Genomic DNA, 26,099 nt, shown 5'->3' with positions numbered 1-26,099 from the left:
AGATAAGGGTCACCCCGGAGGAGGACCCCCATGCGGCGATGGACGATCCCAGCCCTGATCCTCGCCCTCGCCCTCGTCCTCGGCGGCCATTACGGGCGGGACCTTTGGCCGGCGGCCGACACGGCCGGCGCCCCGCCGCGCCGGGACGTCGCGGAGGTGGTGACGGTCGAACCGGCGGCGCTCGGCACGGTCACCGAGCGGATCGAGGCGGTCGGCACGGCGTTGGCGCGGGAGTCGGTGATCATCACCGCCCAGGCCCAGGGCGAGGTGCGCGAGGTCGCCTTCGACGACGGCGCCCGGGTGGAGCGCGGCCAGGTGCTGGCCCGTCTCGACGCCGAGATCCAGGAGGCCGAGCTGGCCTCGGCGCGCGCCGAGCTGGTGCAGGCCGAGCGCGCCCACGAGCGGGCGCGGGCGCTGCGGGCCCGCGGCGCCACCTCGGTCGCCCTGCTCGACGAGGCACTGGCCGCCCGCGCCTCGGCGCAGGCGCAGGTGGCGTTGGCCGAGGCGCGGCTGGAGCGCCGCACGGTCGCCGCCCCCTTCTCCGGCGTGCTCAGCTTCCGCCGCATCAGCCCCGGCGCCTTCGTCAGCCCCGGCGACGCCATCGCCACCCTGGTCGACCTGTCCGAGGTCGACGTCGACTTCCGCGTGCCCGAGGACCATCTCGGCCGCCTCGCCCCCGGCCAGACCGTGCGGGCGGCCAGCCGCGCCTACCCGGGGCGCGTCTTCACCGGCCGCGTCAAGGACGTCGACACGCAGATCGACCCGCTGACCCGCCAGGCGGTGGTGCGCGCCACCATCGCCAACGCCGACGCCGCCCTGCGGCCGGGCATGCTGATCGAGGTCGACCTGCTGCTGGGCACGCGCGAGGCCGTGGTGCTGCCCGACACCGCCATCGTCCCCGTCGGCCCCTCCACCTACGTGTTCGTCGTCGACGGCGACGGCCGGGCGCAGCGCCGCGCCGTGGAGATCGGGCAGCGCGAGACGGGCCGCGTCGAGATCGTCTCCGGCGTCGCGCCCGGCGAGCGGGTGGTGATCGAGGGGGCGGCCAAGCTGTCGGACGGCGACCGGCTCGACGCCCGGCCCCTGTCGCAGTCGCCGGTGGCGACCCTGCTGGGGGCGGACAAGGGCACCGAACCCGGCCGCGCGGTGCGGCGATGACGCTCTCGGAACTGGCGGTCCGCCGGCCGCTCGGGGCGCTGGTCCTCAACCTGCTGCTGGTGGTGTTCGGCCTGGTGGCGCTCGACCGGCTGTCGGTGCGCGAGGCGCCCGACATCAACCCGCCCGTGGTCACCGTGCGCACCACCTACACCGGCGCCTCGGCCGAGGTGGTCGAGGCCCGCGTCTCCCGCGTCATCGAGGACCACCTCGCCGGCATCGAGGCGATCAGGAGCATCTCCTCCAGCAGCTCCGACGGCCGCTCCAACGTGCGGGTGGAGTTCGAGCTGGGGCGCGACATCGACGCCGCCGCCAACGACGTGCGCGACCGCGTCAGCCGGGCGCTGCGCGAGCTGCCGGAGGGCATCGACGCCCCGGAGGTCGCCAAGGTCGACGAGAACGCCGACGAGGCGATGTGGCTGTCGCTGCGCAGCGACAGCCTCGACCCGCTGGCGCTGACCGACCTGGTCGAGCGGCTGGTGGTCGACCGGCTGACCGCCATCGACGGCGTCGGCCGCGTCAACCTGGGCGGCGAGAAGCGGCCGGCGCTCAGGGTGTGGCTCGACCGCGGCGCCATGGCGGCGCGCGGCGTCACCGCCGGCGACGTCGAGGAGGCCCTGCGGCGCGAGAACCTGGAGCTGCCCGCCGGCCGCCTGGAATCGGCGACCCGCAACCTCACCATGCGCATGCAGCGCTCCTACGCCGACCCCGGGCAGTTCGCCCGCCTGCCTGTGGCGATGCGGGACGGCGCCACCGTGCGCCTGGGCGAGGTGGCGCAGGTGGAGGTGGGGCCGGAGGAGCAGAACGTGCTCTACCGCGCCAACGGCCGCACCACCGTCGGCCTCGGCATCGTCGTGCAGAGCCGCGCCAACGTGCTGGAGGTGGCGCGCGCCGTGCGCGCCGAGCTCGACCGCATCGTCGACGAGCTGCCGGGCGGCCTCAGCATCGGCGTCAGCTACGACAGTTCGGTGTTCGTGGAGAGCGCGCTCGAGGAGGTGCTGAGCACGCTCGTCATCGCCGTCGTGCTGGTGGTGGCGGTGATCCTGCTGTTCCTGGGCAGCGGCCGCGCCACCCTGATCCCGGCGCTGACCATCCCGGTGTCGCTGGTCGGCGGGCTGGCGGTGGTCCATCTCTTCGGCTTCTCCATCAACATCCTGACCCTGCTCGCCTTCGTGCTGGCGACCGGCCTGGTGGTCGACGACGCCATCGTCGTCCTGGAGAACATCTGGCGGCGCATCGAGGGCGGCGAGGCGCCGGCCGAGGCGGCCGAGCGCGGCGGCCGGCAGGTGTTCTTCGCCGTGGTGGCGACCACCGCCGTGCTGGTGGCGGTGTTCGCGCCGATCGGCCTGCAGCGGGGCGAGACCGGGCGCCTGTTCGTCGAGTTCGCGCTGACCATCGCCGGCACGGTGGCGGTGTCCAGCCTCGCCGCCCTGACCCTGGTGCCGGCGCTCTCGGTCTGGCTGCTGCGCCGGCGCGCCGAGCCCGGCCGCTTCCAGGCCGGCGTCGACCGCGCCTTCGCGGCGCTGGAGCGGCGCTACCGCGCCCTGGTGACGGCGGTGGTCGACCGCCGCGCCCTGGCCCTGGCGGGATTCGCGCTGACCGCCGCCCTCGCCGCCGTCCTCTACCGCGGCCTGCCCCAGGAGCTGGTGCCGCCCGAGGACCGCGGCGGCCTGTACGTCATGCTCGATCCCGGGCTCGGCGCCGGGTTCGCGTACTCCGCCGGCTACCTCGACGTCCTGGAGGACCGGCTGCTGGCGTACGTCGAGGAGGGGACGGTCGAGAACGTCCTCGCCGTGCTCGGCGGCTGGCGGGCCGAGCCGCGCGCCATCGTCGGCTTGGCGGACTGGAAGGACCGGGACAAGAGCCAGCAGGAGCTGGAGCACGAGCTGTCGGCCTTCGTGCGGTCGCTGCCCGGCACCTCCGGCTTCGCCCGCGGCCGGCCGCCGCTGGGCCGCCAGGGCGGCAGCCGGCCGGTGCAGTTCGTCATCGGCGGCCCGACCTACGAGGACCTGGCGGTGTGGCGCGACCGCATCCTGGAGCGGGCCGAGGAGAATCCCGGCCTGGTCGGCGTCGACGCCGACTACGAGGAGCGCCGGCCGCAGATCGCCGTGGCCATCGACCGCGAGCGGGCGGCCGAGCTGGGCGTGCCGGTGGAGGCGGTGGGCGCGACCCTGCAGACCCTGTTCGGCTCGCGCAACGTCACCACCTTCCTCGACCGCGGCGAGGAGTACGAGGTGGTGCTCCAGCTGCGCGGCGAGGACCGGGCGACGCCGCGCGACCTCGCCAACGTGTATGTGCGCTCCGCCACCACCGGGGCGACCATCCCGCTGTCCAACCTGGTCACCCTGACCGAGGAGGCCGGGGCGGATTCGCTCAACCGCTACAACCGCATGCGGGCGGTCACCATTTCCGCCGGGCTGGCGCCCGGCTACAGCCTCGGCGAGGCGCTGGCCTTCCTGCAGGAGGCCGCCCGCGCCGAGCTGCCGGACGGGGCGGCGCGCCTCGACACCCGCGGCGAGGCGCGGGAGTTCCTGGAGGCGCGCGACGAGGGGTTCCTCACCTTCGGCCTGGCGCTGCTGATCGTCTTCCTGGTGCTGACGGCGCAGTTCGAGAGCCTGCGCCTGCCCGCCGGCATCATGCTGACGGTGCCGCTGGCGGTGACCGGCGCGCTCGCCGGCTTGCTGGCGGCGGGGATGAGCCTCAACCTCTACAGCCAGATCGGCCTGATCATGCTGGTCGGCATCGCCGCCAAGAACGGCATCCTGATGCTGGAGTTCGCCTCCCAGCTCGAGGACGAGGGGATGGCCCCCCGCGCCGCGGCGATCGAGGCGGCGGTCGTGCGCCTGCGCCCGGTGCTGATGACGGCGCTGTCCACCGCCGCCGGCGCGGTGCCGCTGGTGCTGTCCAGCGGCGCCGGCGCGGAGGCGCGGGCGGTGATCGGCGTCGTCGTCCTCGCCGGCATCGGCGTCGCGACGCTGCTGACCCTGGTGCTGCTGCCGGCGGTCTACCCCCTGCTGCGCTCCCATGGCCCGGTTCCGGCGGCACCGCCGGCGGCGGAGCCCGGCGGACCGTAACGGTCCGTTACAAAAATGGCCTTCCCCGGACATCCACCGGCAAAGAACCGGCGGCATCCTCCTGTGTGCGGCACGTCGCCGCCCACAGGAGGATGCACCATGCGTACGTCGATCCTTGCCGTCACCGTCGCCGCGCTGATCGCCTCGGCGGCCCCCGCCCTGGCGCAGCCGCCGCGCCCCGACGGGATCCCGCCGCACGCCGCGCATCAGGAGCGGCACGATGCCCGCCCGGGCGGCCGCCACGACCACGCTCCGCCGCCCCGCCACGTCGCCGTGCCGGCGGCCTTCCACCACCGCCATCCGCCGCCCCGCGGGCATCACTGGATCCGCCACGGGCGGGACGCCGTCCTCGTGCTCGACCGGACCGGGGTGATCGTCCGGGTGGTCTACGGCGCCTTCCGCTGAACGCCGGCGCCGGCTCCGGTAAGCAGAGTGGTGTTGGTCACGCCACGTTTGCCCCCACCCCGACCCTCCCCCGCTTCGCAGGGGAGGGAGTTTGGTCGCCCTCCCTTGCGAAGCGGGGGAGGGAGAGGACCCGCGGCGAAGTCGTGGGGAGGGTGGGGGCAACCGTGGCGAATCCGGGCAAAGCTGCTTAGCCCTCGAGGAACTCGATGGGTCCGTCGAGCAGGAACAGGCACAGGCACGGACCGTCCGGGTCGGCGACGGCGTGGTGGTCGGTGTCGGCCGCGTACACCGCCACGTCGCCGACCCGGAAGCGCCCGTACTCGTCGGCGAAGGCGCCCTCCAGCACCAGCAGCATCTCCTCGTCGCTGTGGCGGTGCGGCGGGACCGGCCGTCCGGCCGCCATGCGCAAGAGGCAGACGCTGGTGCCGTCGCGGGCGACCGACCACTGCGAGAGGTCGACGCCGGGCGACACCGGCGTCCAGGCGAACCCCGCGAGCGGACCGCCCAGGCGGCCGCGCAGCGGTTCGGGGATGGCGGGGTCGTGCCGGGGTGCCGGCGCGGCGCGGCGCGGCGGGCGGGGGGCCGCGTCGAGGCGGGCGAGCACCGCGTCCAGGCCGCCCTCGGCGAGGTCCGCCGCCGGCAGCTCGTCCAGCCAGCGGCCGCACGTCTCCTCGAAGGCGGCGGCGCGGCGCCGGCAGGCCGGGCAGTAGGCCAGGTGCGTCGCCACCAGGAGCGCCTTCACCTCGCCGAGCGCGCCCGATGCGTAGGCCAGCAGATGATGGTCGGTGGGGTGGTGCGAAGGACCGGTCACACCTGCTCCTCTATGGTACGCCGGAGATGGGCCAGAGCCGCCCGCACGCGCGTCTTCACGGTGCCGAGCGGGATGTCCCGTTCGGCGGCGATGGCGGAGTGCGACTTGTCCTCGAAATACGCGAGGCGCAGGACGTCGGATTGCGGCAGCGGCAGGGTTTTCAGGGCGCGGCCGAGACGGGCCGCCTCCTGCGCCGCGGCGACCGCGGCGTCGGCGGCGGGCGGCGGCTCGGGCGCCAGGGCGGGGTCCTGCGGGTCGAACTCCGGCCGGGCCTCGCGCCGCAGCCGGTCGATCCGCCGGTTGCGGGCGATGGCGAAGATCCAGGTGGAGGCGGCGGCCAGGGCGGGATCGTAGGTCTCCGCCCGCTCCCACACCGTCAGCATCACCTCCTGCGCCAGCTCTTCCGCGGCGGCCGGGTCGAGGCCCGCGCGCATGCCGTAGCTCTTCACCCGCGGCGCGAAGTGCCGGTAGAGCGCCACGAACGCCGCGCGGTCGCGGCCCTGCGCCACGGCCCGGAGCCATTCCGCCGGCACCGACGCCGGCGGGCCGCTGCTGTCCGTCGGTTCCATGACGCTCCGCCGCCTCTGTGACGCCGCCGAGGGTACGGTCCCGGACCGGCCCGGGCAAGCGACATCGCCTCCGCCCCGTTCCGCCGCCGCTGCCGGTCAGGTCCGCTCCAGCAGGGTCGCCAGCCCGAGCCCGCCGCCGATGCCGAGGGTGGCGAGGCCGCGCCGGGCCGGGCCGGCCGTCATCTCGCTGAACAGGCGGGTCACCAGGATGGCGCCCGAGGCGCCGAACGGGTGACCGAGCGCCAGCGCGCCGCCGGCGACGCACACCCGGTCCTGCGGGATCTCCAGGGCGTCGAGGCAGGCGAGGACCTGGGCGGCGAACGCCTCGTTGAACTCCACCAGGTCGACGTCGGCGAGGCGCAGGCCCGGCCGCCGGGCCAGCAGGCGGCGCACGGCGGGGATCGGCCCGGTGCCCAGCAGGTTGGGATCGACCCCCGCCGCCGCGCTGTCGGCGACCACCAGCCCGGCCCCGCGGCCGTGGGCGGCGAACCAGCGCTCCGACACCACGGCGACCGCCGCCGCCCCGTCGTTGACCGGGCAGGCGTTGCCGGCGGTCACCGTGCCGTCGCGGGCGAACACCGGCGCCAGCCGGGCCAGCGCCGCCGCCGAGGTGTCCGGGCGGGGGCACTCGTCCCGCCCGACCACGCTGCCGTCGGCCAGCGCCAGCGGGACGATCTCCCGGGCGAAGCGGCCGGCCGCCTGCGCCGCCACGGCCTTGCGGTGGCTGTCCAGCGCGTACGCGTCCTGCCGCTCGCGGGAGATGCCGTACGCCCGGGCGACGTTTTCCGCCGCGACGCCCATCTCGGGGTCGCCGACGGCGTCGGGGGCGAAGCGGGCGCGGTCGTAGAAGACCGGCGTGCGGTACAGGCTGTCCGGCCGGGCGACCCGCCAGGGCGCGGTGCTGGTGCTCTCCACGCCGCCGGCGACGTAGACCTCGCCGGCCCCCGCCTCGACCAGGCGGGCCGCCAGGTTGACCGCTTCGAGGCCGGAACCGCACTGGCGGTCCACGGTGACGCCCGGCACGGCGACCGGCAGGCCGGCCGCCAGCGCCGCCAGCCGCGCCACGTTGCCGCCGGGGCCGACGGCGTTGCCGAGGATGACGTCGTCGACCTCCGCCGGATCGATGCCGGCGTCCGCCACCACGGCGCGGATCACCGGCGCCGCCAGCGCCTCCACCGGCAGCGTGCGCAGGGCGCCGCCGATCCGGCCGACCGGGGTGCGGCGGGCGGCGACGATGACGGCGCGGGGCATGGGCGGGTCCGATCGGTGGTGGGGGCTCGGCCCCACCCTACCCCGCCGCGGCCGTTCCGGGGGAGGCTCAATCCACCGCCGTGCCGTCGCGCACCGTCAGGTCGTCCTCGACGTCGCGCACGCCGGGGATGCTGCGGGCGGCGACCAGCAGGGCGGTGCGCTCGACGTCGGAGCCGACCAGCCCGGCGTAGCGCACCTCCCCGTCCTGCACGACGACGTTGACCGTGGCGAGGCTGGTCCACGGCTGGGCCTCCAGCAGCTCGACGAGGCGCGCGCGGATCGCCGCGTCGCCGGCCGCCGGCGGCTCGACCCGGTGCGACGCCAACGCGCGCAGGAAGTCGGAGCGGCTGACCATGCCGACCACCCGGCCCCGGCGCACCACGGGGACCCGCTTGATGCGGCGGCGGTCCATGAGGGCGAGGATGTCGGCCAGCGCCGCGTCCTCCTCCACCGACACGGCGGGGCTGCTCATCACGTCGCCGGCCCGCGTGCCGTACGCCTTGACGAAGTCGGCGGCCATCATCCGCGCCCCGCCCAGCAGCGAGGTCAGCCAGCCGTGCCGGCGCGTCACGTCGGTCTCGCGGTGCCACATCAGGTCGGCCTCCGACACCACGCCGACCAGGGTGCCGGCGGTGTCGACCACCGGCACGCCGCTGATCCGCCGCTCCAGCAGGAGGGCGGCGATCTCGCTCACCGGCGTGTCCGGAGCCACGCAGCAGAGCTCGGTGCTCATGACGTCGCGCGCCTTCATGTCCTCTCCTCCCCGCTCAGGCCGCCGCGGCGTCGCGGTAGTAGACGATCACCGTGTGCCGCGCCTCGGCAAAGAACAGCCAGCGTTCCACCACCACGCCCAGCGCCGCCGCCGGCACCGCCAGCAGCAGCGCCGCCGTCGCCACCGGCCCGCCGCCGGCCAGCCAGGCCGTCACGGTGAGCGCCAGCGGTGCCGCGAAGCCGGCCAGCCGGGCGACCGTGCGCAATGTCGCGGCGTGGCGCCGGCCGACGGCGAAACCCATCTCCTTCAGCAGGTAGTTGGCCTCGGTGTGCGGCGCCTCCAGGCTGCGGACGCGGCCGAGCCGGCCGAGCCCGGTCGCCTCCTCGGCCGAGACGCCGGGCCGCCCGTCGGCGACGGCGCGCCAGTAGCTCTCCTTGAGCGCCCAGGCGACGGCGACGCTGACCGCCGCCGCCAGCGCCAGCCCGTCGGTGGCGCCGCCGAACAGGGCCGCCAGGGCGCCGGCGAGGATCAGCCCGGTCATCGCCGACAGCGCCAGATAGAGCGGCGGCACGCGGGCGTCGTGCCACTGCCGGACGGTGGGCAGGGAGGCGTAGATCATCGCCGTGCACGCCACGGTGACCGCCGCCATCGCCGCGGCCAACCAGCCGGCGAGCCGGCCCGTCCCGCCGTCCGGCGCTCCCGCCGCCATCCAGGCGAGGCCGAACAGGCCGGCCGGCACGAAGGTCGCCAGCGCCGCCACGCCCTCGCGCGACAGCCAGGAGGAGCGCCATTGCGACAGCGCCCGCCACGCCCGCTCCGGCCGGCCGAGATGGGCCAGCGAGGCGAGCAGGCCGACGGCGACCAGGCCGAGCGCCAGCGCCAGGGCGACGACGCCGAAGGCGCGCCCCTGGGGCAGCAGCCCGGCCGGGGCGAGCAGGCCGAGCACCGCCAGCAGGCCGTAGCCGGCGCCCGCCGCGGTGGTGAAGACGATGATGGAGAAGGCGGGATGCATGGCTCGGCCTCGCTTCAGCGCGTCAGCACACGGTCGACCCAGCGCACCAGGCCGGCGAGCGCACCGTGGCCGCCGGCGTCGGTGACGGCGTCGTCCGCCGCCACCGCCGGCCGCGGTCGCGGCGGCAGATACTTGTTGGTGGGGCGGTAGCCGAGATCGGGCATCAGGTCGTAGCCGCCGCGCTCGCGCGTCAGCCGCGCCACCGTCGAGCCGGGGTCCGCGAAGTCGCCGAAATGGCGCGAGCTGGTCGGGCACACCATGACGCAGGCCGGCACCCGCTCGTCGGCGGGCAGGTTGTCGTTGTAGATGCGGTCGATGCACAAGGTGCACTTCTTCATGACGCCGACGTCCTGGTCGAACTCGCGCGCCCCGTACGGGCAGGCCCAGGAGCACAGCTTGCAGCCGATGCACAGGTCCTCGTCGACCAGGACGATGCCGTCCTCGGCCCGCTTGTAGGAGGCGCCGGTGGGGCAGACGGTGACGCAGGCCGGCGTCTCGCAGTGCAGGCAGGACTTGGGGAAGTAGGTGGTGCGGGAGTCGCAGCCCTCGCCCGCCTCGTAGCTGTGGATGCGGTTGAACCAGACGCCGTCGGGGTTGGCGGCGTAGGCCGCGAGGTCGGTCAGCGGCGCCATGTGGCCGCCGGTGTTCCATTCCTTGCAGGCCACCGCGCAGGCGTGGCAGCCGACGCAGGTGTCGAGGTCGACGACGAGGCCGAGGGCGGTCTGGCCGGGCGCGCGGTCGGGCAGGCTGGTCATCGCGGGTCTCCTCGTCGCAGCAGGCGGAAGGCGCCGCCGTAGCGCACCGTGTCCGGCGGCGCGTCCAGGCCGGGCGGGCGGGGCTGCAGCGCGAATTTGGGCTCGCACACCCCGCACTCCTCGTCCGGCGCCGTCTTGGCGATGCGCACCATCAGGTCGTACCAGGCCGCCTGCCCGGTCACCGGGTCGGCGTTGGCCTGGGTGTGGCCGTCGGCGCCCGGCGGCAGGCTCTCGGCGATGAGGTGGTTGAGCAGGAAGCCCTGGCGCCCCTCCGGCGCGTCGGCGGCGAGGTTCCAGGCGCCGGGCCGCTTGCCGATGGCGTTCCAGGTCCACACCGTGTCGGGGTTGACCCCCTCCATCAGGCGCACCTGCACCTTGATCCGCCCGGTCGGGCTCTCCACCCACACCCAGTCGTCGTCGGCGAGGCCGAGCGCCTCGCCCGTGCCGCGGTGCACGTAGAGGCGGTTGCGGGCGTAGATCTGCCGCAGCCAGGCGTTCTGCGAGCCCCAGGAATGGTACATCGGCATCGGCCGCTGGGTCAGGGCGTGCAGCGGGAAGCCGGTGTGCCCCTGCGGCTCCAGGGGGGCCGTCCAGACGGGCAGCGGGTCGAAGTGGGTGCGCACGCGCTCGCGCCGGCTGTCCGGGGGCTGCACCGGCCCGTGCCCCTCGGCGGCGAGGCGGAAGCGCTGCAGCGGCTCGACGTAGAGCTGCAGCACGATGGGCTCGGCGGCGTCGAGCAGGCCCATGGCCACCGCGCCCTCCAGGTAGGCCCGGTTGGCGTGCTTGAAGTAGTGCTGCTCCGGTGGCAGCTCGTGCTTCCAGAAGCACTGGTTGGCGACGTAGCGGTCGAGCTGGCCGGGGTTCGGCGCGCCCTTGCCGGCGGCGGTGCCGTCGGCGTCGCGCCAGCCGGCCAGCGGTCCGATGCCGGGCTTGCGCTCGTGGTTGACGATGTAGTCGGGATAGCCGCCGGGATAGCGGGGCGAGCCGTCGGCATGGGCGAAGGCCGGCAGGCCGAGACGGGCGCCGAGGTCGATCAGCACCTCCTGGAAGGGCCGCACGTCGCGGTCGGGGACCAGCACCGGCTGGCGGATGGCGTCGGCCGGCCCGTCGGCGCCGCCGATCGGCCGGTCGAGCAGGGAGATGCAGTCCCAGCGCTCGAGATAGGTGGTGTCGGGCAGCACCACGTCGGCGTACGCCACCGTCTCGGAATCGTACGCGTCGGCGTAGACGACGAAGGGGATGCGGTACTCGCCGGTCGCCGGATCCTTGTCGGTCAGCATGCGCTGGGTCGCCGCCGTGTTCATCGACGAGTTCCAGGCCATGTTCGCCATGTAGAGGAACAGGGTGTCGATGGGGTACGGGTCGCCCTTCCAGGCGTTGGCGATGACCATCTGCATCAGCCCGTGCGCCGACAGGGGCGCATCCCAGGAATAGGCCTTGTCGATGCGTACGGGGGTGCCGTCGGCCTCCACCAGCAGGTCCTCCGGCCCCATCGGGTAGCCGAGCGGGGCGCCGGGCAGCGGCGTGTCCGGCCGGACCTCCCCGGGCTTGCCGGCCGGCTTCGGGCCGGGCGGGCAGGGCCTGGGATAGGGCGACTTGTAGCGCCAGCCGCCGGGCACGTCGATGGTGCCCAGCAGGATCTGCAGCAGGTGCAGCGCCCGGCAGGTGTGGAAGCCGTTGGTGTGGGCGGAGATGCCGCGCATGGCGTGCATCGCCACGGGGCGCCCGACCATGCGCTCGTGGCGCCGTCCGGCCCAGTCGGTCCAGGGCTGCTCGATCGTCACCGTCTCCTGGAAGGCGACGCGGGCGATCTCGGCGGCGAGGCGGCGGATCGTCTCGGCGGGGACGCCGCAGCGCGCGGCCACCGCCTCCGGCGCATACTGCGGGTCGAGGTAGCGCTCCGCCATCAGGTGGAACACGGGCAGCACCTCGCGGCCGTCGGGCAGCACGAAGGGGCCGACCAGCGCCGGCCGGATGCCCGGCGCGGTGGCGTCCACCGGGCCGCCGGCGTCGCGGTCCCAGGCGAGCGGCCGTCCGTCGGCGCCGCGGGCGAACAGCCCGTCGTCGGCGCCGCCGGGGTTGCGCACCACCAGCCACGGCGCGTTGGTGTAGCGCACGAGGTAGTCGAGGTCGACCCGGTCGGCCCTGAGCAGCTCGTGCACCAGGGCGAGCACGAACAGCCCGTCGGTGCCCGGCCGGATGCCGACCCACTCGTCGGCGATGGCGGAGTAGCCGGTCTTCACCGGGTTGATGGAGACGATCTTGGCGCCGTGGTTCTTCATGTGCGCCAGCCCGATCTTGATCGGGTTGGAATCGTGGTCCTCGGCGACGCCGAACAGCAGCAGGTAGCGCGTGCGCTCCCAGTCCGGCTCGCCGAACTCCCAGAAGCTGCCGCCCATGGTGTACATGCCGGCCGCCGCCATGTTGACCGAGCAGAAGCCGCCGTGGGCCGCGAAGTTGGGCGTGCCGAAGCTGCTGGCCCACAGCCCGGTCAGCGACTGGCTCTGGTCGCGGCCGGTGAAGAAGGCGAGCTTCTTCGGGTCGCTGGCGCGGATGCGCTTGAGGCGCTCGACGACGAGGCCCAGCGCCTCCTCCCACTCCGCCTCGCGGAAGGCGCCGGCGCCGCGCTCGCCGACCCGGACCAGCGGCTTGCGCAGCTTGGCCGGGGAATGCTGGGTCATGATCCCGGCCGAGCCCTTGGCGCAGATGACGCCGCGGTTGACCGGGTGGCGGCGGTTGCCCTCGATGAAGCGCAGCGCCCCGTCCTGCAGGTGCACCTTGATGCCGCAGCGGCAGGCGCACATGTAGCAGGTCGTGTACTTGACCTCGTCCGAGACCGGCGGCGAGGTGTCCACCGCCGGGTCGGCGTACGCCCGCCGGGCGGTGCTTCTCCCGGCGGTGGACGGCGTGTCGTACCCCGTCCCGGCCATCGCGCGTCGCTCCGTTCGGTCGAAGAGGCTCATGCTGGTCTCCGGGTTGGTGCGCGGAAACGGCCAGGATTCCCTCCCCCGGCCCTGCCGGGGGAGGGAGGGGCCCAGCCGGAGGCTGGGAGGGTGGGGGCAAGGTTCCGGTGAGAGACGGGCAAGCCGGGTGGCCGGCACATGGGGGGCGGCGCTCCGGTGAAACCTTGCCCCCACCCGGCGCCTTTGGCGCCACCCTCCCCCGGCGGAGCCGGGGGAGGGTTTCCCGCGCGGAGGCGCCCGCCCACGATCAGGCCCGCACGCGGGAGAGGGCGTCGGCCAGCGCCGCGCCGATGTCCCCCGGCGTGTCGACCACCGTCGCCCCCGCCGCCTCCAGGGCGCTGCGCTTGGAGGCGTAGGAGCCGCGGGTGCCGGTGACGATGGCGCCGGCGTGGCCCATCTTCTTGCCGGCCGGAGCGGCGTAGCCGGCGATGAAGGACACGCACGGCTTGTCCGTCGTCGCCAGCAGCTCGGCCGCCTCCTCCTCCATGGTGCCGCCGATCTCGCCGACCAGGACGATCGCGTCGGTGCCGGGGTCGGCGGCGAGGGCCCGCACGGCGTCGGCCGTGGTGGTGCCGATCATCGGGTCGCCGCCGATGCCGATGAAGGCCGACTGGCCGAACCCGGCGCGCACCAGGTTGAGGCAGATCAGCGTGCCGAGACTGCCCGAGCGCGAGATCACGCCGACCCGGCCGGGCCGGAAGACCCGCGGGTTGAAGGCCGGCATGATGCCGACGAAGGCCTCGCCGGGCGTCACCAGGCCGGCGGTGTTGGGGCCGACGATGCGGGTGCCGGCGTCCCGCGCCTCGGCCAGCAGGCGCATGACGTCCTGGGCGGGGATGTGCTCGGTCAGCACCACCAGCGTCCGGGCGCCGGCGCGCACCGCGTCGCGGCCGGCCTCCAGCGCCATCGCCGGGGGGATGAACATCACCGCGACGTCGAAGCCGACGGCCCGCATGGCGTCCCCGGCGGTGGCGAAGATCGGCACGCCGCAATGGCTGGTGCCGGCCTTCCTGGGGTTGACGCCGGCGACGACGTTGGTGCCGCAGGCCTGCATCTGCTCGGTCCAGAAGGTGCCCTGCTTGCCGGTGATGCCCTGGACGAGCACGCGGTCGGTCTTGCGGACGATCATCGGGCGGCCTCCACCGCGGCTTGGACGGCGTCTTCCATCAGGTCGAAGGGTTCGAACCCCAGCTCCTCGCGCACCAGCCGGACCGCCTCGTCCTCGCCGGTGCCGTGGATCGAGAAGAACACGGGGACGTCGGGCTTCAGGGCCTTCCAGGCCTCGACGACGCCGCCGGCCATCACGTCGGTGCGGGCGAAGGCGCCGCAGAAGTTGACGACCAGGCTGCGCACGCCGGGATTGGCCAGCACCAGCGCCAGGGCGTCGGTGGCCTTGGTGTAGGCCTCGCCGCCGATCTCCAGGAAGTTGGCGGGACGGCCGCCGAGGCGGCGGATGACGTCCATCGTGGTCATGGTGAGGCCGGCGCCGTTGGCGAGCACGCCGACGTTGCCCTCCAGCTCGATGTACTTGAGCCCGGCGGCACGGCCGCGGGCCTCGAGCGCGGTCAGCGGCTCGGCGGCGCCCAGGGGGGCGATCTCCGCCTGGCGGTAGAGGGCGGCGTCGTCGACCACCAGCTTGCAGTCGAGCGCCACCACCCGTCCGTCGGCGAGGCGGGCCAGCGGGTTGACCTCGACCAGCTCGGCGTCGGTCGCGCACCACACCCGGTGCAGGCCAGCCAGCAGCTCGGCGACCGGCTCGGCCGGCCCGCCGAGGTCGAGCCCGTCGAGCAGCGCCAGCGCGTCGGCGGCGGTGAAGCCGGCGCGGATGTCGGGGGTGGCGCGGCGCAGCGCCGCCGGATCCGTCGCCGCGACCTCCTCGATGTCCATGCCGCCGACGGCCGAGAACAGCACCAGCGGCCCCAGGCTCGCCGGGTCGGACAGCACGGCGGCGTAGAACTCCCGCGCGATGGCGCCCTTGGCCTCGACCAGCAGGCGCTCGACCCGGTGGCCGGCGATGTCCATCCCCAGGATGGCGTCGGCCGCCGCGGCGGCGGCTTCGGGCGTGTCGGCGACCTTGACGCCGCCCGCCTTGCCGCGCTTGCCCGCCGGCACCTGCGCCTTGACCACCACCGGGCCGATGGCGCGGGCGGCGTCCGCCGCCTCCTTGGCGCCGGTGCAGAGGCGCCCGTCGGGGACGGGCAGTCCGTGGCGGCGCAGCACCGCCTTGCCCGCGTGTTCCTCGAAGTTCATGGGGATGCCTCCGTTCAGCGGCCGTAGCGCGCCCAGTAGGGCCCGAACAGCTCCTCCTCGCTCGGCTTGTCCTCGGGGATCGGCGTCACGAGGTGGGTGATGTTGAGGAAGTGGCGGTAGTTCAGGTTCTCGGTGATCGAGTTCTTGCCCCAGGTGCCGCAGCCCATGGACAGCGTGAAGTTGAGGCCGCTGTTGAAGCCGCCGCCGTTGCCGAAGGTGTGGGCGAAGTTGACCAGCACGCGCACCACCTCCAGCTCCTCCGCCAGCTCCCGCGCGCGGTCGAGGTCGCGCGTGTGGATGCCGCAGGAATGGCCGCGGCCCTGGTGGTCCAGAACGGCCCGCACGCGCTCCTTGGCGGCCCGGAAATCGGCGGCGCGGTAGAGGGTGAGCACGAGCGACAGCTTCTCGCTCGACAGCGGATGGCCGCGTCCGACGCCGTCGTCCTCGACCATGATGAACTTTGCCGAGCGGGCCGCCTCGGGCAGGTCGAAGGCGGCGGCGAGCGTCGCCATGTCGCGGGCGATGAGGTGGCGGTTCAGCTTGCCGGCGACCCACAGCGTGCCGAGGATGCGCTCCTTCTCCTCCGGCGTGGCGCGGTAGCCGCCCTGGCGCTCCAGCGCGGCGACGGCGTCCTCGTAGACCGCGTCGAGGATGGTGACCGAGTTCTCCGACGAGCAGGACGTGGAGTTGTCGAAGATCTTGGAGGCGGTGATCTTGGCGGCGGCGTCGTCGAGGTCGGCGGTCTCGTCGATGATCACCGGGACGTTGCCGGTGCCGACGCCGATGGCCGGCGTGCCGCTGGAGTAGGCGGCGCGGATGTTGGCCTGCGAGCCGGTGGCGACGATCAGGTCGACGGCGCGCATGAGGGCGTCGGTCAGCCCCTTGGTGATCGGCTGCGGCAGCACCTGGACGAGGTCGGCCGGCAGGCCGACCCCGGCCAGCGCCTCGCGCATCAGCTCCACCACCCGCGCCGTCGTCGTCCAGCCCGCCGGCGAAGGCGCCATGACGATGGCGTTGCGGCCCTTCAGCGCCATCATCGCCTTGTTCACCGGCGTGGCGGCGGGGTTGGTCGAGGGGGTGATGGCGCCGACGACGCCGACCGGCTTGGCGTACTTGACGAGGCCGCGGGCGGCGTCCTCCTCGATCACGCCGACCGAGCGGACGCGCAGCAGGTCGCGCAGCGTGCCGAAGGTCTTGCGCTGGTTCTTGACGATCTTGTCGGCGACGTTGCCGAGGCCGGTGTCGGCCACCGCCAGCTCGGCCAGGGCCCTGGCGCTGTCCGGCTTGTAGAGGGCCCAGGCGACGGCGCGCACGGCCATGTCGGTGGTGTCCTGGTCGGCGTCGGCGAAGGCGTCGGCGGCGGCGCGGGCGCGGGCGACGATCGCCGCGACGACGGTGTCCTCGGTCGAGGGGCTCTTGGTCAGGGTGTCCATGTCTCTACCTCCCGGGGTTCGTCTCGGCGTGCCGTCCGGCTTCGGAGCCGGCGGCGGGGCCGTGGGGGGCGGCGTGGGGGGCGGCGTGGGAGCGGCCGGGGAACAGCGGCCGCAGCACCGGCCACAGCGACCACAGGACGAACAGGACGGCCAGCGCCATGATGGTCCCGCTGATCGGCCGCTCGATGAAGATGAGGACGTTGTCCTCGTAGTTGGCGAGCGAGGTCAGGAAGTAGCGCTCGGCGAGCGGGCCCAGGATGACGCCCAGCACCAGCGGCGCCGACGGGAAGCCGGTGCGCTTCATGACGTAGCCGATGATGCCGAAGGCGACGCAGACCCAGACGTCGAAGAAGTTGTTGCGCACGCCGTAGGCGCCGAGCAGGCTCAGCACCACGATGAAGGCGCCGAGGATGGCGGTGGGCGTCTTCATCAAGGTGGAGAAGCCGCGCGCCACCAGGATCGCCGCGGCGATCATCAGGAGGTTGGCCAGCAGCATGCTGGCGAACACGGTGTAGACCAGCGTGGTGTCCGTGGCGAACAGCAGCGGGCCCGGGGCGATGCCGTGCAGCATCAGGGCGGCCAGCATGATGGCGGTGGCGGCGCTGCCGGGGATGCCGAGGGTCAGCAGCGGGATCATCGCCGCGCCGGTGGTGGCGTTCTTGGCCGCCTCGGGCGCCGCCAGCCCCTCCTCCATGCCGGTGCCGAAGCGGCTGCCGCGGGCCGACGCCTGCTTCTCGATGCCGTAGGCGATGACCGCGGCCACCGTGGCGCCGGCCCCGGGGATCATGCCGATGATGCAGCCGAGCGAGGTGGCGCGCGCCACCGCGCCGCGGATCAGCGGCAGCTCCCGCCAGGAGAAGTGGCCGCCCTGCCCGTCCGTGCTCGGCTTCAGGCTCTGCTTGGAGGCCATCAGGTCGACCACCTCGCCCACCGCGAACAGGCCGATCATGACGACGACGAAGTTGATGCCGCTCTGCACGTCGGCCAGGCCGAAGGAGAAGCGCGGCATGCCGAACATGGGGTCGACGCCCACCGTGCCGATCAGCATGCCGAGGAACAGGGACAGCAGGGTGATGACCGGCGATTCCTTGGCGATGGCGACCACCGACAGGAGGCCGAGCACGGTGGCGGCGAAGAACTCGGGCTGGTCGAAGGTCAGGGCGAAGCTGGCGAAGGGCGGCGAGGCGAAGGTCAGCAGCAGGGCGCTCGCCATGCCGCCGATCGCCGAGGAGGTCAGCGCCACGTGCAGCGCCCGGCGCGACAGGCCGCGCTTGGTCAGCGGGTAGCCCTCCCAGCAGGCGGGCAGCGAGGCCGGCGTGCCGGGGATGTTGATGAGGATCGACGAGATCGAGCCGCCGAACACCCCGCCGACGTAGATGCCGCCGAGGAACGCCATGGCGGTGGCCGGCGCCATCAGGTAGGTGAAGGGCAGCGACATCGCCATGGCGTTGACGAAGGAGATCCCCGGCAACGCCCCGGCGACGGTGCCCACCAGCATGCCGCCCACCAGGATCAGGAAATTGTGCGGCTCCAGGGCGTTGAGCAGGCCGGCGCCGAGCAGGTCGAAGGCTTCCATGGCGGCCCTCCGTCAGTAGATGCCGATCGCGCGGTAGAGCGCGATGGTGACGCCGTCGAAGACGCCGGCGCCGCGGTCGAGCGGCATGTGCGCCAGCCGGACGAAGACGTAGAGCAGGACGACGGTGCCGAGCACGCCGACCAGCCCCACCGTCAGCGGCCGGCGCACGCCGCCCAGCACGCACCACGCCCCGAGGAACAGCAGGGTCGCGACCGGGAAGCCGAGGGCCGGGATGGCGGCGGTGTAGACGACGACGATGCCCATGCCCGTCCACGCCATGACGTGGTCGTAGGGCTCGGCCGCCTCCTCCGGCGCCGCGGCCGCCGGCCGCACCCGGGCGGCCATCCAGAGCTCGCGCAGGATCCAGGCGGCGGAGCACAGCAGGACGCCGATGATCAGCGCCCGCGGCCAGCCGTCGGGACCGACCGCCGCCGGCAGCCCGTCGGCCATGGCGGGGTCGGTGAAGATGTAGCGGGGCAGCACCAGCATGGCCGCGATCAGGCCCACCGGTGCCGCGACCCTTCGCAGCACGGAGGTGTCCATCCTCGTCTCCTCCCGGGCCCTGGGGGGCCTTGTTCTTCGTTCCCCGGCTCGACGATCCCGTCGGTCCCCCACCCAACCCTCCCCCACCGAAGCGGGGGAGGGCTTATCCCCTCCCCCCGCGAAGTGGGGGAGGTCGGGAGGGGCGATCGACGCGACCGCGCCGCGCGGCCGTCACGCCACCGAGAAGGCCTTGTACTTGTCGAGCGTGCGCTGCGGCTTCTTCAGGGCGTCGCGGCGGAACGGCTCGCCCAGCTCCTGGGTCACCATGACCTCGAGGATGGTCGGCCGGTTGGACGCGATGGCGCGGCGCAGGGCGTCGCCGATCTGGTCGGGATGGTCGACGCGGATGCCCTCGGCGCCCATGGCGCGGGCGATCTCGGCGAAGCTGGGGTTCTTCAGGTTGGTGCCGACGAAGCGGTCGGCGTAGAAGTCGATCTGGTTCTTCTTCTCGGCGCCCCACTGGCCGTTGTTGAAGACCACGGCGACGACCGGGATGTCCTCGCGCACCGCGGTGAGGGTCTCCTGCAGGCTCATGCCCCAGGCGCCGTCGCCGACATAGGCCACCGCCGGCCGGTCGGGGGCCGCCACCTTGGCGCCGATCGCCGTCGGGAAGGCGTAGCCGCAGTTGCCGAAGCTCATGGCGGCGAAGAAGCTGTTGGGCTTCTCGAAGTGCAGATAGCTGTTGGCGACCGAGCAGATGTTGCCGATGTCGGTGGTCACCATGGCGTTGTCGGGCAGCGCCAGCTCCAGTTCGCGCAGGGCGCGGCGCGGCGCGATGGGGGAACCGCCGGCCGACGACCATTCGTTCAGCTCGCTCGCCCACTCCTCCTTCTGGCGCTGCACCTCGACCATGCGCTCGTCGCGGTTGGCGTGGGCGGCGATGGCGCGGTTGCCGGTCTGCAGACGCTCCAGGATGGCGGCCGCCGCCTGGCGGGCGTCGCCGTGCACGCCCAGCGAGATGGCCTTGACCAGCCCGAGCATGCGGTGGTCGGCGTCGACCTGGATGATCCTGGCGTTCTTCGGCCAGTAGTCGATGCCGTGCTGCGGCAGGGTGCCGAACGGTCCGAGCCGGGTGCCCAGCGCCAGCACCACGTCGGCCTGGGCGATCAGCTTCATCGCCGCCTTCGAGCCCTGGTAGCCGAGCGGGCCGCAGGCCAGCGGGTGGCGCGACGGGAAGGCGTCGTTGTGGAGATAGCTGGTGACCACCGGGGCCGACAGGTACTCCGCCAGCGCCCGTGCCTGCTCCTGCCCGGCCGACATGATGACGCCGCCGCCGGCGACGATCACCGGGAACTTCGCCTCGGCCAGCATGGCCGCCGCCGCGTCGAGGCTCTCCGGCCCGCCGGCGCCGCGCTCGACGCGGTTGGGCTGCGGGATGGTGACGTCGACCGAGCCGTAGAAGTAGTCGCGCGGGATGTTGATCTGGGTCGGCCCGCGCTCCAGCAGCGCCAGGTCGAAGGCGCGGCCGGTCAGTTCGGCCAGCCGGTCCGGCCGGTTCACGTGCGCCTGGTACTTGGTGATCTTCTCGAAGAACGGAAGCTGCTCGGTCTCCTGGAAGCCGCCCAGGCCGAGCGTCGCCGAGCCGGTTTCCGGGGTGATGCAGACCACCGGCGAGTGGGCCCAGTAGGCCGCCGCGATCGCCGTGACGAAGTTGGTGATGCCCGGCCCGTTCTGGGCGATGCACACCCCCTGCCGGCCGGAGACGCGGGAGTAGCCGTCGGCCATGTGCCCGGCCCCCTGCTCGTGCGCCACCGAGATGAACCGGATGCCGGCCGGCTCGAACAGGTCGAGCGCGTCCATGTAGGCCGAACCGACGATGCCGAACACGTGCTTCACCCCGTGCGCCACGAGGGTCTCCACGAAGGCCTCGCTGGGCGTCATGACGGTCATGGTCCTCCTCCTCCCCGTTTCTCGTGCTGTCGTCTCATAATCCGAGACGGAACGTTCCAAGAATGCCACGGCGAAGGTCGGTTGGCAACCCGGAAAGTTGTTTGGTCTCAACAATCGGGACGAAACGTATCATTTGCGGTGGAGGGGGACCGCCGCGGCACCTCACCCGCCGATCCGCAGCAGCAGCTTGCCCTGGGTCCGCCGCTCCTCCATCAGCCGGTGCGCCTCGGCCGCCGCGTCCAGGGGCAGCTCGCGGTCGACCGCCACCGTCAGCCGGCCGGCGCTCCAGGCGGCGAACAGGTCGCCGGCGCGGCCGCGCAACTCGTCGGGCGTGGCGATGTAGTCGGCGAGATGCGGCCGGGTGAAGAAGACCGACCCGGCCTCGGCGAGCTGGATCGGCTCGATCGCCGGAACCGGGCCGGAGCTGGCGCCGAACAGCACGCAGGTGCCGCGCCGGCGCAGGGCGGCCAGCGACCGCGCGATGGTGTCCCGGCCGACGCTGTCGTAGACCACGTGCACGCCCTCGCCCGCCGTCCATTCCCGCACGGCGGGCAGGAAATCCTCCTCGCGGTAGAGGATCGCCCGCTCGGCGCCCAGCGCCAGCGCCCGCTCCGCCTTCTCCGGGCTGCCGACGGTGGCGGCGACGCGGGCGCCGCGCCGGCGGGCGAGCTGCACCAGCAGCTGGCCGACGCCGCCCGAGGCGGCGTGGACGAGCGCCGTCTGGCCGGGCTGCAGCGGGAACAGGGAGTGGCTGAGATAGTGCGCGGTGAAGCCTTGCAGCATCAGCGCCGCCGCCACCTCCAGGGGCACGCCGTCGGGCACCGCGACCAGCCGGTCGGCCGGCACGGTGGCGAACTCGGCGTAGCTGCCGCGGACGATGCACCAGGAGACGCGGTCGCCGGGGCGGAAGGCGCCGACCCCCTCGCCGACCGTCACCACGGTCCCCGCCCCCTCCATGCCCAGGGTCATCGGCAGCCGCGCGCCGTAGACGTGGGAATTCCGGTAGATTCCCTTGCGCATGTAGATGTCGATGAAGTTGATGCCGGCCACGGCGAGGCGCACCAGCACCTCCCCCGGCCCGGGCAGCGGCGCCGGCACCTCGGCGAGGCGGAGCTGCTCGGGGCCGCCGTAGGCGTCGATGGTGACCGCCTTCATGGCCGTCCCCTCAGGCGCTCAGCCGCGCCGGCACCAGCCGGTCGAGGGGTTCGGCGAGCTCGGTGACGCTGGCCACCGCCAGGGTGTGGTCGAAGGGCAGCCCGTCGCGCTCGGCGCGCCGGCGCAGCGCCTCGCGGTGGACCTCCAGCACGTCCGCGGGGAAGGGCATGGCGCCGGGATCGAGGATGCGGATGCAGCCGTCGGCGTCGCGCGCTGGCAGGATGCGGCTCCTGACCTGGCGGTTGGGCGACCACGGGATGTCCAGCACCCCGGCGGCGAAGGCGCGCACGGTGCCGACCGCGACGTCGCCGTCGCCCATGTTGAGCACCGCGTCGACCACGGCGCGCACCTCGCGGCGGATCAGCTCGGCCTCCCGCTCGAAGGCGGGCAGCCCGTCCAGGCGCACGCCGTGCGCCATGTGGATCGCCATGCGCGTGGTGCGCAGCCCCTCGGCGTTGGCCTGCGGCGTCGGGATGCCCAGCGCCTCGTGGGTGCTCTTGGTGGTGACGCTGTCGGCGCCGCCGATGGCGGCGAGCGTGCCGCCGTAGGCGATCAGCGCCGCCGCCTGGGCCTCGTCGGCCGGCCACGCCCCCATCCAGTGCAGGGACGTCACCGGCGTGAAGACGTCGGCGAAGCCGAGGCGGGCCAGGTATTCCTGGCACAGCTCGCGGCAGGCGTGGATGGCCGCGGCGTCCTGCACCAGATGCAGGCACTGGCCGAGCTCCAGCCCGTAGTGCTTCACCCCCTGGCGGGCCGCCAGCAGGAGGTCGAGCACGCAGGTGACGATGGCGATCGAGGGCGGGATGATGGTGCCGGTGAGGAAGCCGGGCTGGCGGCGGTGCAGCTCGACGCCGCGTTCCTGGTAGAGGGCGGCGAGGCGGTCCAGGTACTGGTAGTTCCGGATGCCCTCCTCGATCGTCACCTCCTTGGTGTAGGAGACGGTGTAGGCGATGCCGGAGCCGAGATAGCCGGTGAAGCCGGCGGCGTAGCCGATCTCCCCCGTCAGTTTCGGCATCGCCGTGCCCGACAGGACGATGGCCGGCTTGTCGATGGCCTCGATCAGGGTGCGCGCCGCCGCCACCCCGTAGTTGACCAGCGGCAGGCCGTTGAGCATGGAGCGGCCGAGCCGCTCGGACTCCTCGATCCCCTTCTGGGCCTGCGGGAACTGTTCGTTGCGGGTGTAGCTGTCGGTCGTCGTCGGCACGATGTCGGCGAGCCCGTCGCGGTCGAGCGTGCGCATCAGCTCGCGCTGCATGGCGAGCGTGGCGAAGCCGCCGCGCGGCTGGGTCAGGCAGCGCCGCTCGGCGGCGGCGCGGCGCATCACCGCGGGCAGGCGCTTGTGCGCCGGCAGGGCCTTGTGGAAGGCGACGGCCTCGTCGAGGTCGACCGCCGCCCCGGTCGGCCAGCGCGCCAGGTTCTCCCGGCGCAGGCGGGCGAAGTCGTCGTCGGCGATGCGGGCGTCGCCGAGCGGCGCCTGACGCGTCTCAAGAGGCGTAACGGTGCCGGGCATGGTCGTCCTCGTCCAGCGGGTCGAGATGGCGCAGCCCCAGTGCCAGCGCCGCCTCCGGCGCCACCCCCTGCAGCAGCCCGCAGGCGTACAGCAGGTAGTGGCGGTCGAGCATGAGGCGGGGCGACAGCGGCCGCAGGGACAGCGGGTTGGCGGGGTCGGCGAGCGCCGTGCGCAGCACGCCGGCGGGGTCGGCGCCGTGCACCAGGACGCCGCCGGTGCCGATGATCGTGCCGACCTGGGTCAGGTCCTTGCCGCGCTGCACCGTCACCGGGCCGGTCACGGCGTAGACCGTCTCGACGGTGCCGGCGTGGCGGCCGACGGCGAGGGCGATGGCGGCGCGCGCCAGCGCCCGGTCGAAGGCGGCCTCCTCCGGCCCGTCGGGCACGCGCTCGACGTCGGCGGTGACGAGGGCGAGCAGGCTCCGCGCCCGCTCCGGGGCCAGGCCGGCATCGGCGGCCAGCCGCTCCAGCCCCACCGCGTCGGCGATGGAGGCGGCGTTGTGGCGCATGCCGAGGTCGCCCTCGACGGTGCGCTTCAGGTGGGGCTCCGGCAGCCCCTGCACGAGAACGCCGGAGCGCGAGGGCTCGCCGCTGCACACGGAATGGACGTCGGTGGTGGCGCCGCCGATGTCGACCACCAGGAGCGGCCCCAGGCCGGGCCGGCCGGGCAGCCCTTCGGCCAGCAGCCGGGCGCCCTCCAGCACGGCGGCCGGGGTCGGCATCAGCACGGCGTCCAGCATGCCCTGCGCCCGGTCCATGCCCTTGGCGTGGACGATGCGCTCGATGAAGACGCGGCGGATGGCGGCGCGGGCCGGCTCCAGGTCGAGGCGCCCGAACTCCGGCATGACGTTGCCGGCGACCAGCACGCTCTTGCCGCCGCCGGCCAGGGTGTCGCGCACCGCGTCGGCGACGACCCGGTTGCCGGCGACGACGATCGGGCAGTCGAGGGCCGAGCGCGCGAGCGCCGCGGCGTTCTCCAGAATCACCGCACGGTTGCCGCCGTCGGTGCCGCCGGCCAGCAGCAGGATGTCGGGGGCGAGCGCCTCCAGGTCGGCGACGTCGCCGGCCGTCAGGCTGTAGGCGAAGGTGCCCACCAGCTTGGCCCCCGCCCCCAGCGCCGCCAGGCGGGCCGCCTCGGCGGTCAGCTCGCGGACCAGCCCGACGGTCGCCATGCGCAGCCCGCCGGCGGCGCTGCTGGTGGCCAGCCGGTGCTCGAAGCGCGGCAGCCCGCCCAGCCGGCGCTCCAGGTCGGCGAGGGCGGCGCCCAGCCCCACGGTGATGTCGGTGGTCACCGTGGAGGGGCCCTGGCCGCTGCCGACGATCCGCCCCGCCGCCAGGTCGACGGCGCGCAGCTTGGTGTAGGTGCTGCCGAAATCGACCAGCAGGGCGTGGCTCATGACGCCCTCCGCAGGCCCTCGGCGCGGGCCGCGAAGTCGCGCGCCAGGGTGGCGATCACCGCGTCGGTGCGGGTGCCCGGCGGGAAGGCGCGGTCGAAGCCCATGGCGACGAAGCGGCGCTCCACCTCCTCCCAGGGCTGCTTGCCGACGACGAGGTTGCCGCCGACGTAGAGCAGCACGTCGCCGATGCCGGCCTCGACGCAGCGCTCGCGGAAGCCGCGGCAGTCCAGCTCCCCCTGGCCGTAGAGCGAGGAGACGAGGATGGCGTCGGCGGCCGTCTCGATGGCGGCGCGCACGAACTCCTCCGCCGGCGTCAGGGCGCCCAGCGCCACCACCGTGTAGCCGGCGTCCTCCAGCGCCATGCCGAGGATGCGGTTGCCGACGATGTGGGTGTCGGAGCCGATCACTCCGGTCACCAGGGTCTTGCCCGTCATGCGGCATCCTTTCCCTGTTGCGTGAGCGGCACGCGGTGGCGCGCCAGGCGCTCGGCATCCGGCTCCGGCCGCCATCCCGGCTCGAGGCGGACGGCCGGCCCGGCGGTCGGCAGCGGCGAGCGCAGCACGCTCTCCCGCGGCTTCAGGAAGCCGTTCATCTCGCCGGCGTTGGCGACCAGGGTGCGGGCGAGGCAGGCCTCCATCCAGCAGCCGACGTCGGCGGCGACGCCGTTGCCCAGCACCGGCACCAGCCCCAGCGCGCGGATGCGCTCCAGGAGCGTGGCGCAGGCCGACAGGCCGCCGCACTTCATGAGCTTCAGCTTGACGTGGGTGGCCGCGCCGAGGCGTGCGGCGCGCTCGACGTCGGCGGCGCCGTAGATCGATTCGTCCAGCATGACGGGGATGCCGCGGGTCCGGCCGGCGGCGGCGACGGCCTGGGCCGACTCCCAGTCGCCGGCGGCGCAGAGCTGCTCCACCAGCTCGATCCCGCGGGGGGCGAGGGCGTCGAGGAAACGGACGGCGGCGGCCCGGTCGTAGCCCTGATTGGCGTCGAGGCGCAGCGCCGCCCGGCCGGCGACGGTCTCCTGGATGCGGCCGACCCGGGCGGCGTCGGCGTCGGCGTCGAAGCCGACCTTGACCTTCAGGGTGCGGTAGCCCTCGCCGAGCCGGGCCTCGATCTCCTCCGCGTCGGCGCCGTTGAGGATCGCCAGCAGCGGCACCTCGGCCGCTTCGGCGACGCGCAGCAGCGGGTGGTCCTCCAGCATCTCCAGGGCGGTGACGAGGGCGGTGACGCTGAAGGGGTGGCGGTGGGCATGCCCGGCCAGCCGCGCCCGGGCATCGGCGGCCGCCAGTCCGCTCAGCGCGGCCGGCGCCTCGGCGAGGAAGCGGGCGGCGTGGTCCGGCGTCTCCTCGGTGTAGCCGGCGAGCGGCGTCGCCTCGCCCCAGCCGCGGCGCCCGTCGTCGTCCTCGACCTCGGCGAGGAAGGTGTCGTAGGCGGCGACGGGACCGAAGGCCAGCTTGTAGGGCTGGCGCAGCGGCAGGCGCAGGCGGTGGATGGTGATGCGCGCGATGGGCACGGTGGCGTTCCCGAAATCCGACCCTCCCCCGGCGCCGCCGGGGGAGGGGGCCGCGCGGGCGGCCGGGTGGGGGCAAGGTCCGGCGGGACGGCGCGGCACCGGGCGGAGCGGGAGCGCCGCGTGCCGGAC

Annotated in this window: 21 protein-coding genes; 3 read left to right on the top strand and 18 right to left on the bottom strand. The window is 74.1% G+C overall.

The window, feature by feature from the left end:
* Positions 1 to 30 precede the first annotated feature (30 nt).
* The 3 genes from ACSBPG_RS24165 (at position 31) to ACSBPG_RS24155 (ending at position 4,634) form a co-directional block, all read left to right on the top strand.
* A complete protein-coding gene (locus ACSBPG_RS24165) occupies positions 31 to 1,158 on the top strand; it encodes an efflux RND transporter periplasmic adaptor subunit (protein ID WP_435539790.1) in 1,128 nt (375 codons plus the stop codon).
* Positions 1,155 to 4,229 (top strand): efflux RND transporter permease subunit, encoded by a 3,075-nt coding sequence (locus tag ACSBPG_RS24160; RefSeq protein WP_435539789.1) that lies wholly within the window; start codon positions 1,155 to 1,157, stop codon positions 4,227 to 4,229. Before ACSBPG_RS24165 ends, ACSBPG_RS24160 begins: the two co-directional genes overlap by 4 nt.
* 99 nt (positions 4,230 to 4,328) lie before the next feature.
* The gene (locus tag ACSBPG_RS24155; protein ID WP_435539788.1) at positions 4,329 to 4,634 is read left to right on the top strand and encodes an RcnB family protein; all 306 of its coding nucleotides are present in this window, start codon (positions 4,329 to 4,331) and stop codon (positions 4,632 to 4,634) included.
* A gap of 187 nt (positions 4,635 to 4,821) precedes the next feature.
* Here the strand turns inward: ACSBPG_RS24155 and ACSBPG_RS24150 are convergent, their stop codons facing one another.
* From ACSBPG_RS24150 to ACSBPG_RS24065, 18 genes are all read right to left on the bottom strand, one after another.
* The gene (locus tag ACSBPG_RS24150) at positions 4,822 to 5,445 is read right to left on the bottom strand and encodes a ChrR family anti-sigma-E factor (RefSeq protein ID WP_435539787.1); all 624 of its coding nucleotides are present in this window, start codon (positions 5,443 to 5,445) and stop codon (positions 4,822 to 4,824) included.
* Complete coding sequence (locus tag ACSBPG_RS24145; protein WP_435539786.1) at positions 5,442 to 6,014, bottom strand: sigma-70 family RNA polymerase sigma factor; 573 nt, start codon at positions 6,012 to 6,014, stop codon at positions 5,442 to 5,444. Before ACSBPG_RS24145 ends, ACSBPG_RS24150 begins: the two co-directional genes overlap by 4 nt.
* Positions 6,015 to 6,110: 96 nt before the next feature.
* The gene (locus ACSBPG_RS24140) at positions 6,111 to 7,265 is read right to left on the bottom strand and encodes a thiolase family protein (protein WP_435539785.1); all 1,155 of its coding nucleotides are present in this window, start codon (positions 7,263 to 7,265) and stop codon (positions 6,111 to 6,113) included.
* Positions 7,266 to 7,332: 67 nt separating this feature from the next.
* Positions 7,333 to 8,016, bottom strand: a complete 684-nt coding sequence (locus ACSBPG_RS24135; protein WP_435539784.1) for a CBS domain-containing protein — start codon at positions 8,014 to 8,016, stop codon at positions 7,333 to 7,335.
* 16 nt (positions 8,017 to 8,032) lie between these two features.
* A complete protein-coding gene (locus ACSBPG_RS24130; protein WP_435539783.1) occupies positions 8,033 to 8,989 on the bottom strand; it encodes a dimethyl sulfoxide reductase anchor subunit family protein in 957 nt (318 codons plus the stop codon).
* A gap of 14 nt (positions 8,990 to 9,003) precedes the next feature.
* Positions 9,004 to 9,744 (bottom strand): 4Fe-4S dicluster domain-containing protein, encoded by a 741-nt coding sequence (locus ACSBPG_RS24125; protein WP_435539782.1) that lies wholly within the window; start codon positions 9,742 to 9,744, stop codon positions 9,004 to 9,006.
* Positions 9,741 to 12,707, bottom strand: coding sequence for a molybdopterin oxidoreductase family protein (locus ACSBPG_RS24120; RefSeq protein ID WP_435539781.1), 2,967 nt, complete (start codon positions 12,705 to 12,707; stop codon positions 9,741 to 9,743). Before ACSBPG_RS24120 ends, ACSBPG_RS24125 begins: the two co-directional genes overlap by 4 nt.
* A gap of 247 nt (positions 12,708 to 12,954) precedes the next feature.
* The gene (locus tag ACSBPG_RS24115) at positions 12,955 to 13,836 is read right to left on the bottom strand and encodes a succinate--CoA ligase subunit alpha (protein ID WP_435539780.1); all 882 of its coding nucleotides are present in this window, start codon (positions 13,834 to 13,836) and stop codon (positions 12,955 to 12,957) included.
* Positions 13,833 to 14,957, bottom strand: coding sequence for a succinate--CoA ligase subunit beta (locus tag ACSBPG_RS24110; protein ID WP_435539779.1), 1,125 nt, complete (start codon positions 14,955 to 14,957; stop codon positions 13,833 to 13,835). The genes ACSBPG_RS24115 and ACSBPG_RS24110 overlap by 4 nt, the downstream gene beginning before the upstream one ends.
* A gap of 14 nt (positions 14,958 to 14,971) precedes the next feature.
* A complete protein-coding gene (gene sauS, locus ACSBPG_RS24105; RefSeq protein ID WP_435539778.1) occupies positions 14,972 to 16,390 on the bottom strand; it encodes an acylating sulfoacetaldehyde dehydrogenase in 1,419 nt (472 codons plus the stop codon).
* A gap of 4 nt (positions 16,391 to 16,394) precedes the next feature.
* Entirely contained in the window at positions 16,395 to 17,966 is a 1,572-nt protein-coding gene (locus tag ACSBPG_RS24100; RefSeq protein WP_435539777.1) for a tripartite tricarboxylate transporter permease, read from the bottom strand.
* Positions 17,967 to 17,978: 12 nt separating this feature from the next.
* Positions 17,979 to 18,509: a tripartite tricarboxylate transporter TctB family protein gene (locus ACSBPG_RS24095; RefSeq protein WP_435539776.1), complete on the bottom strand. Its 531-nt coding sequence runs from the start codon at positions 18,507 to 18,509 to the stop codon at positions 17,979 to 17,981.
* A 171-nt stretch (positions 18,510 to 18,680) separates the two neighbouring features.
* Complete coding sequence (gene xsc / locus ACSBPG_RS24090) at positions 18,681 to 20,399, bottom strand: sulfoacetaldehyde acetyltransferase (RefSeq protein ID WP_435539775.1); 1,719 nt, start codon at positions 20,397 to 20,399, stop codon at positions 18,681 to 18,683.
* A 162-nt stretch (positions 20,400 to 20,561) separates the two neighbouring features.
* Positions 20,562 to 21,554: a quinone oxidoreductase family protein gene (locus tag ACSBPG_RS24085; RefSeq protein ID WP_435539774.1), complete on the bottom strand. Its 993-nt coding sequence runs from the start codon at positions 21,552 to 21,554 to the stop codon at positions 20,562 to 20,564.
* 10 nt (positions 21,555 to 21,564) lie between these two features.
* Positions 21,565 to 23,064, bottom strand: a complete 1,500-nt coding sequence (locus ACSBPG_RS24080) for a methylaspartate mutase subunit E (RefSeq protein ID WP_435539773.1) — start codon at positions 23,062 to 23,064, stop codon at positions 21,565 to 21,567.
* A complete protein-coding gene (glmL, locus tag ACSBPG_RS24075; RefSeq protein WP_435539772.1) occupies positions 23,039 to 24,460 on the bottom strand; it encodes a methylaspartate mutase accessory protein GlmL in 1,422 nt (473 codons plus the stop codon). The genes ACSBPG_RS24080 and glmL overlap by 26 nt, the downstream gene beginning before the upstream one ends.
* Positions 24,457 to 24,894 (bottom strand): methylaspartate mutase subunit S, encoded by a 438-nt coding sequence (gene glmS / locus ACSBPG_RS24070; protein WP_435539771.1) that lies wholly within the window; start codon positions 24,892 to 24,894, stop codon positions 24,457 to 24,459. The genes glmL and glmS overlap by 4 nt, the downstream gene beginning before the upstream one ends.
* Complete coding sequence (locus ACSBPG_RS24065; protein WP_435539770.1) at positions 24,891 to 25,970, bottom strand: mandelate racemase/muconate lactonizing enzyme family protein; 1,080 nt, start codon at positions 25,968 to 25,970, stop codon at positions 24,891 to 24,893. Before ACSBPG_RS24065 ends, glmS begins: the two co-directional genes overlap by 4 nt.
* Between the last annotated feature and the right edge of the window lie 129 nt (positions 25,971 to 26,099).

Origin of the sequence: Azospirillum sp. ST 5-10, assembly GCF_051225715.1 — a bacterium.
In the GTDB taxonomy this organism is placed as follows: domain Bacteria; phylum Pseudomonadota; class Alphaproteobacteria; order Azospirillales; family Azospirillaceae; genus Azospirillum.
Note: the sequence above shows the minus strand (reverse complement) of the source record. Positions and strands in the feature narration are given on the sequence as shown.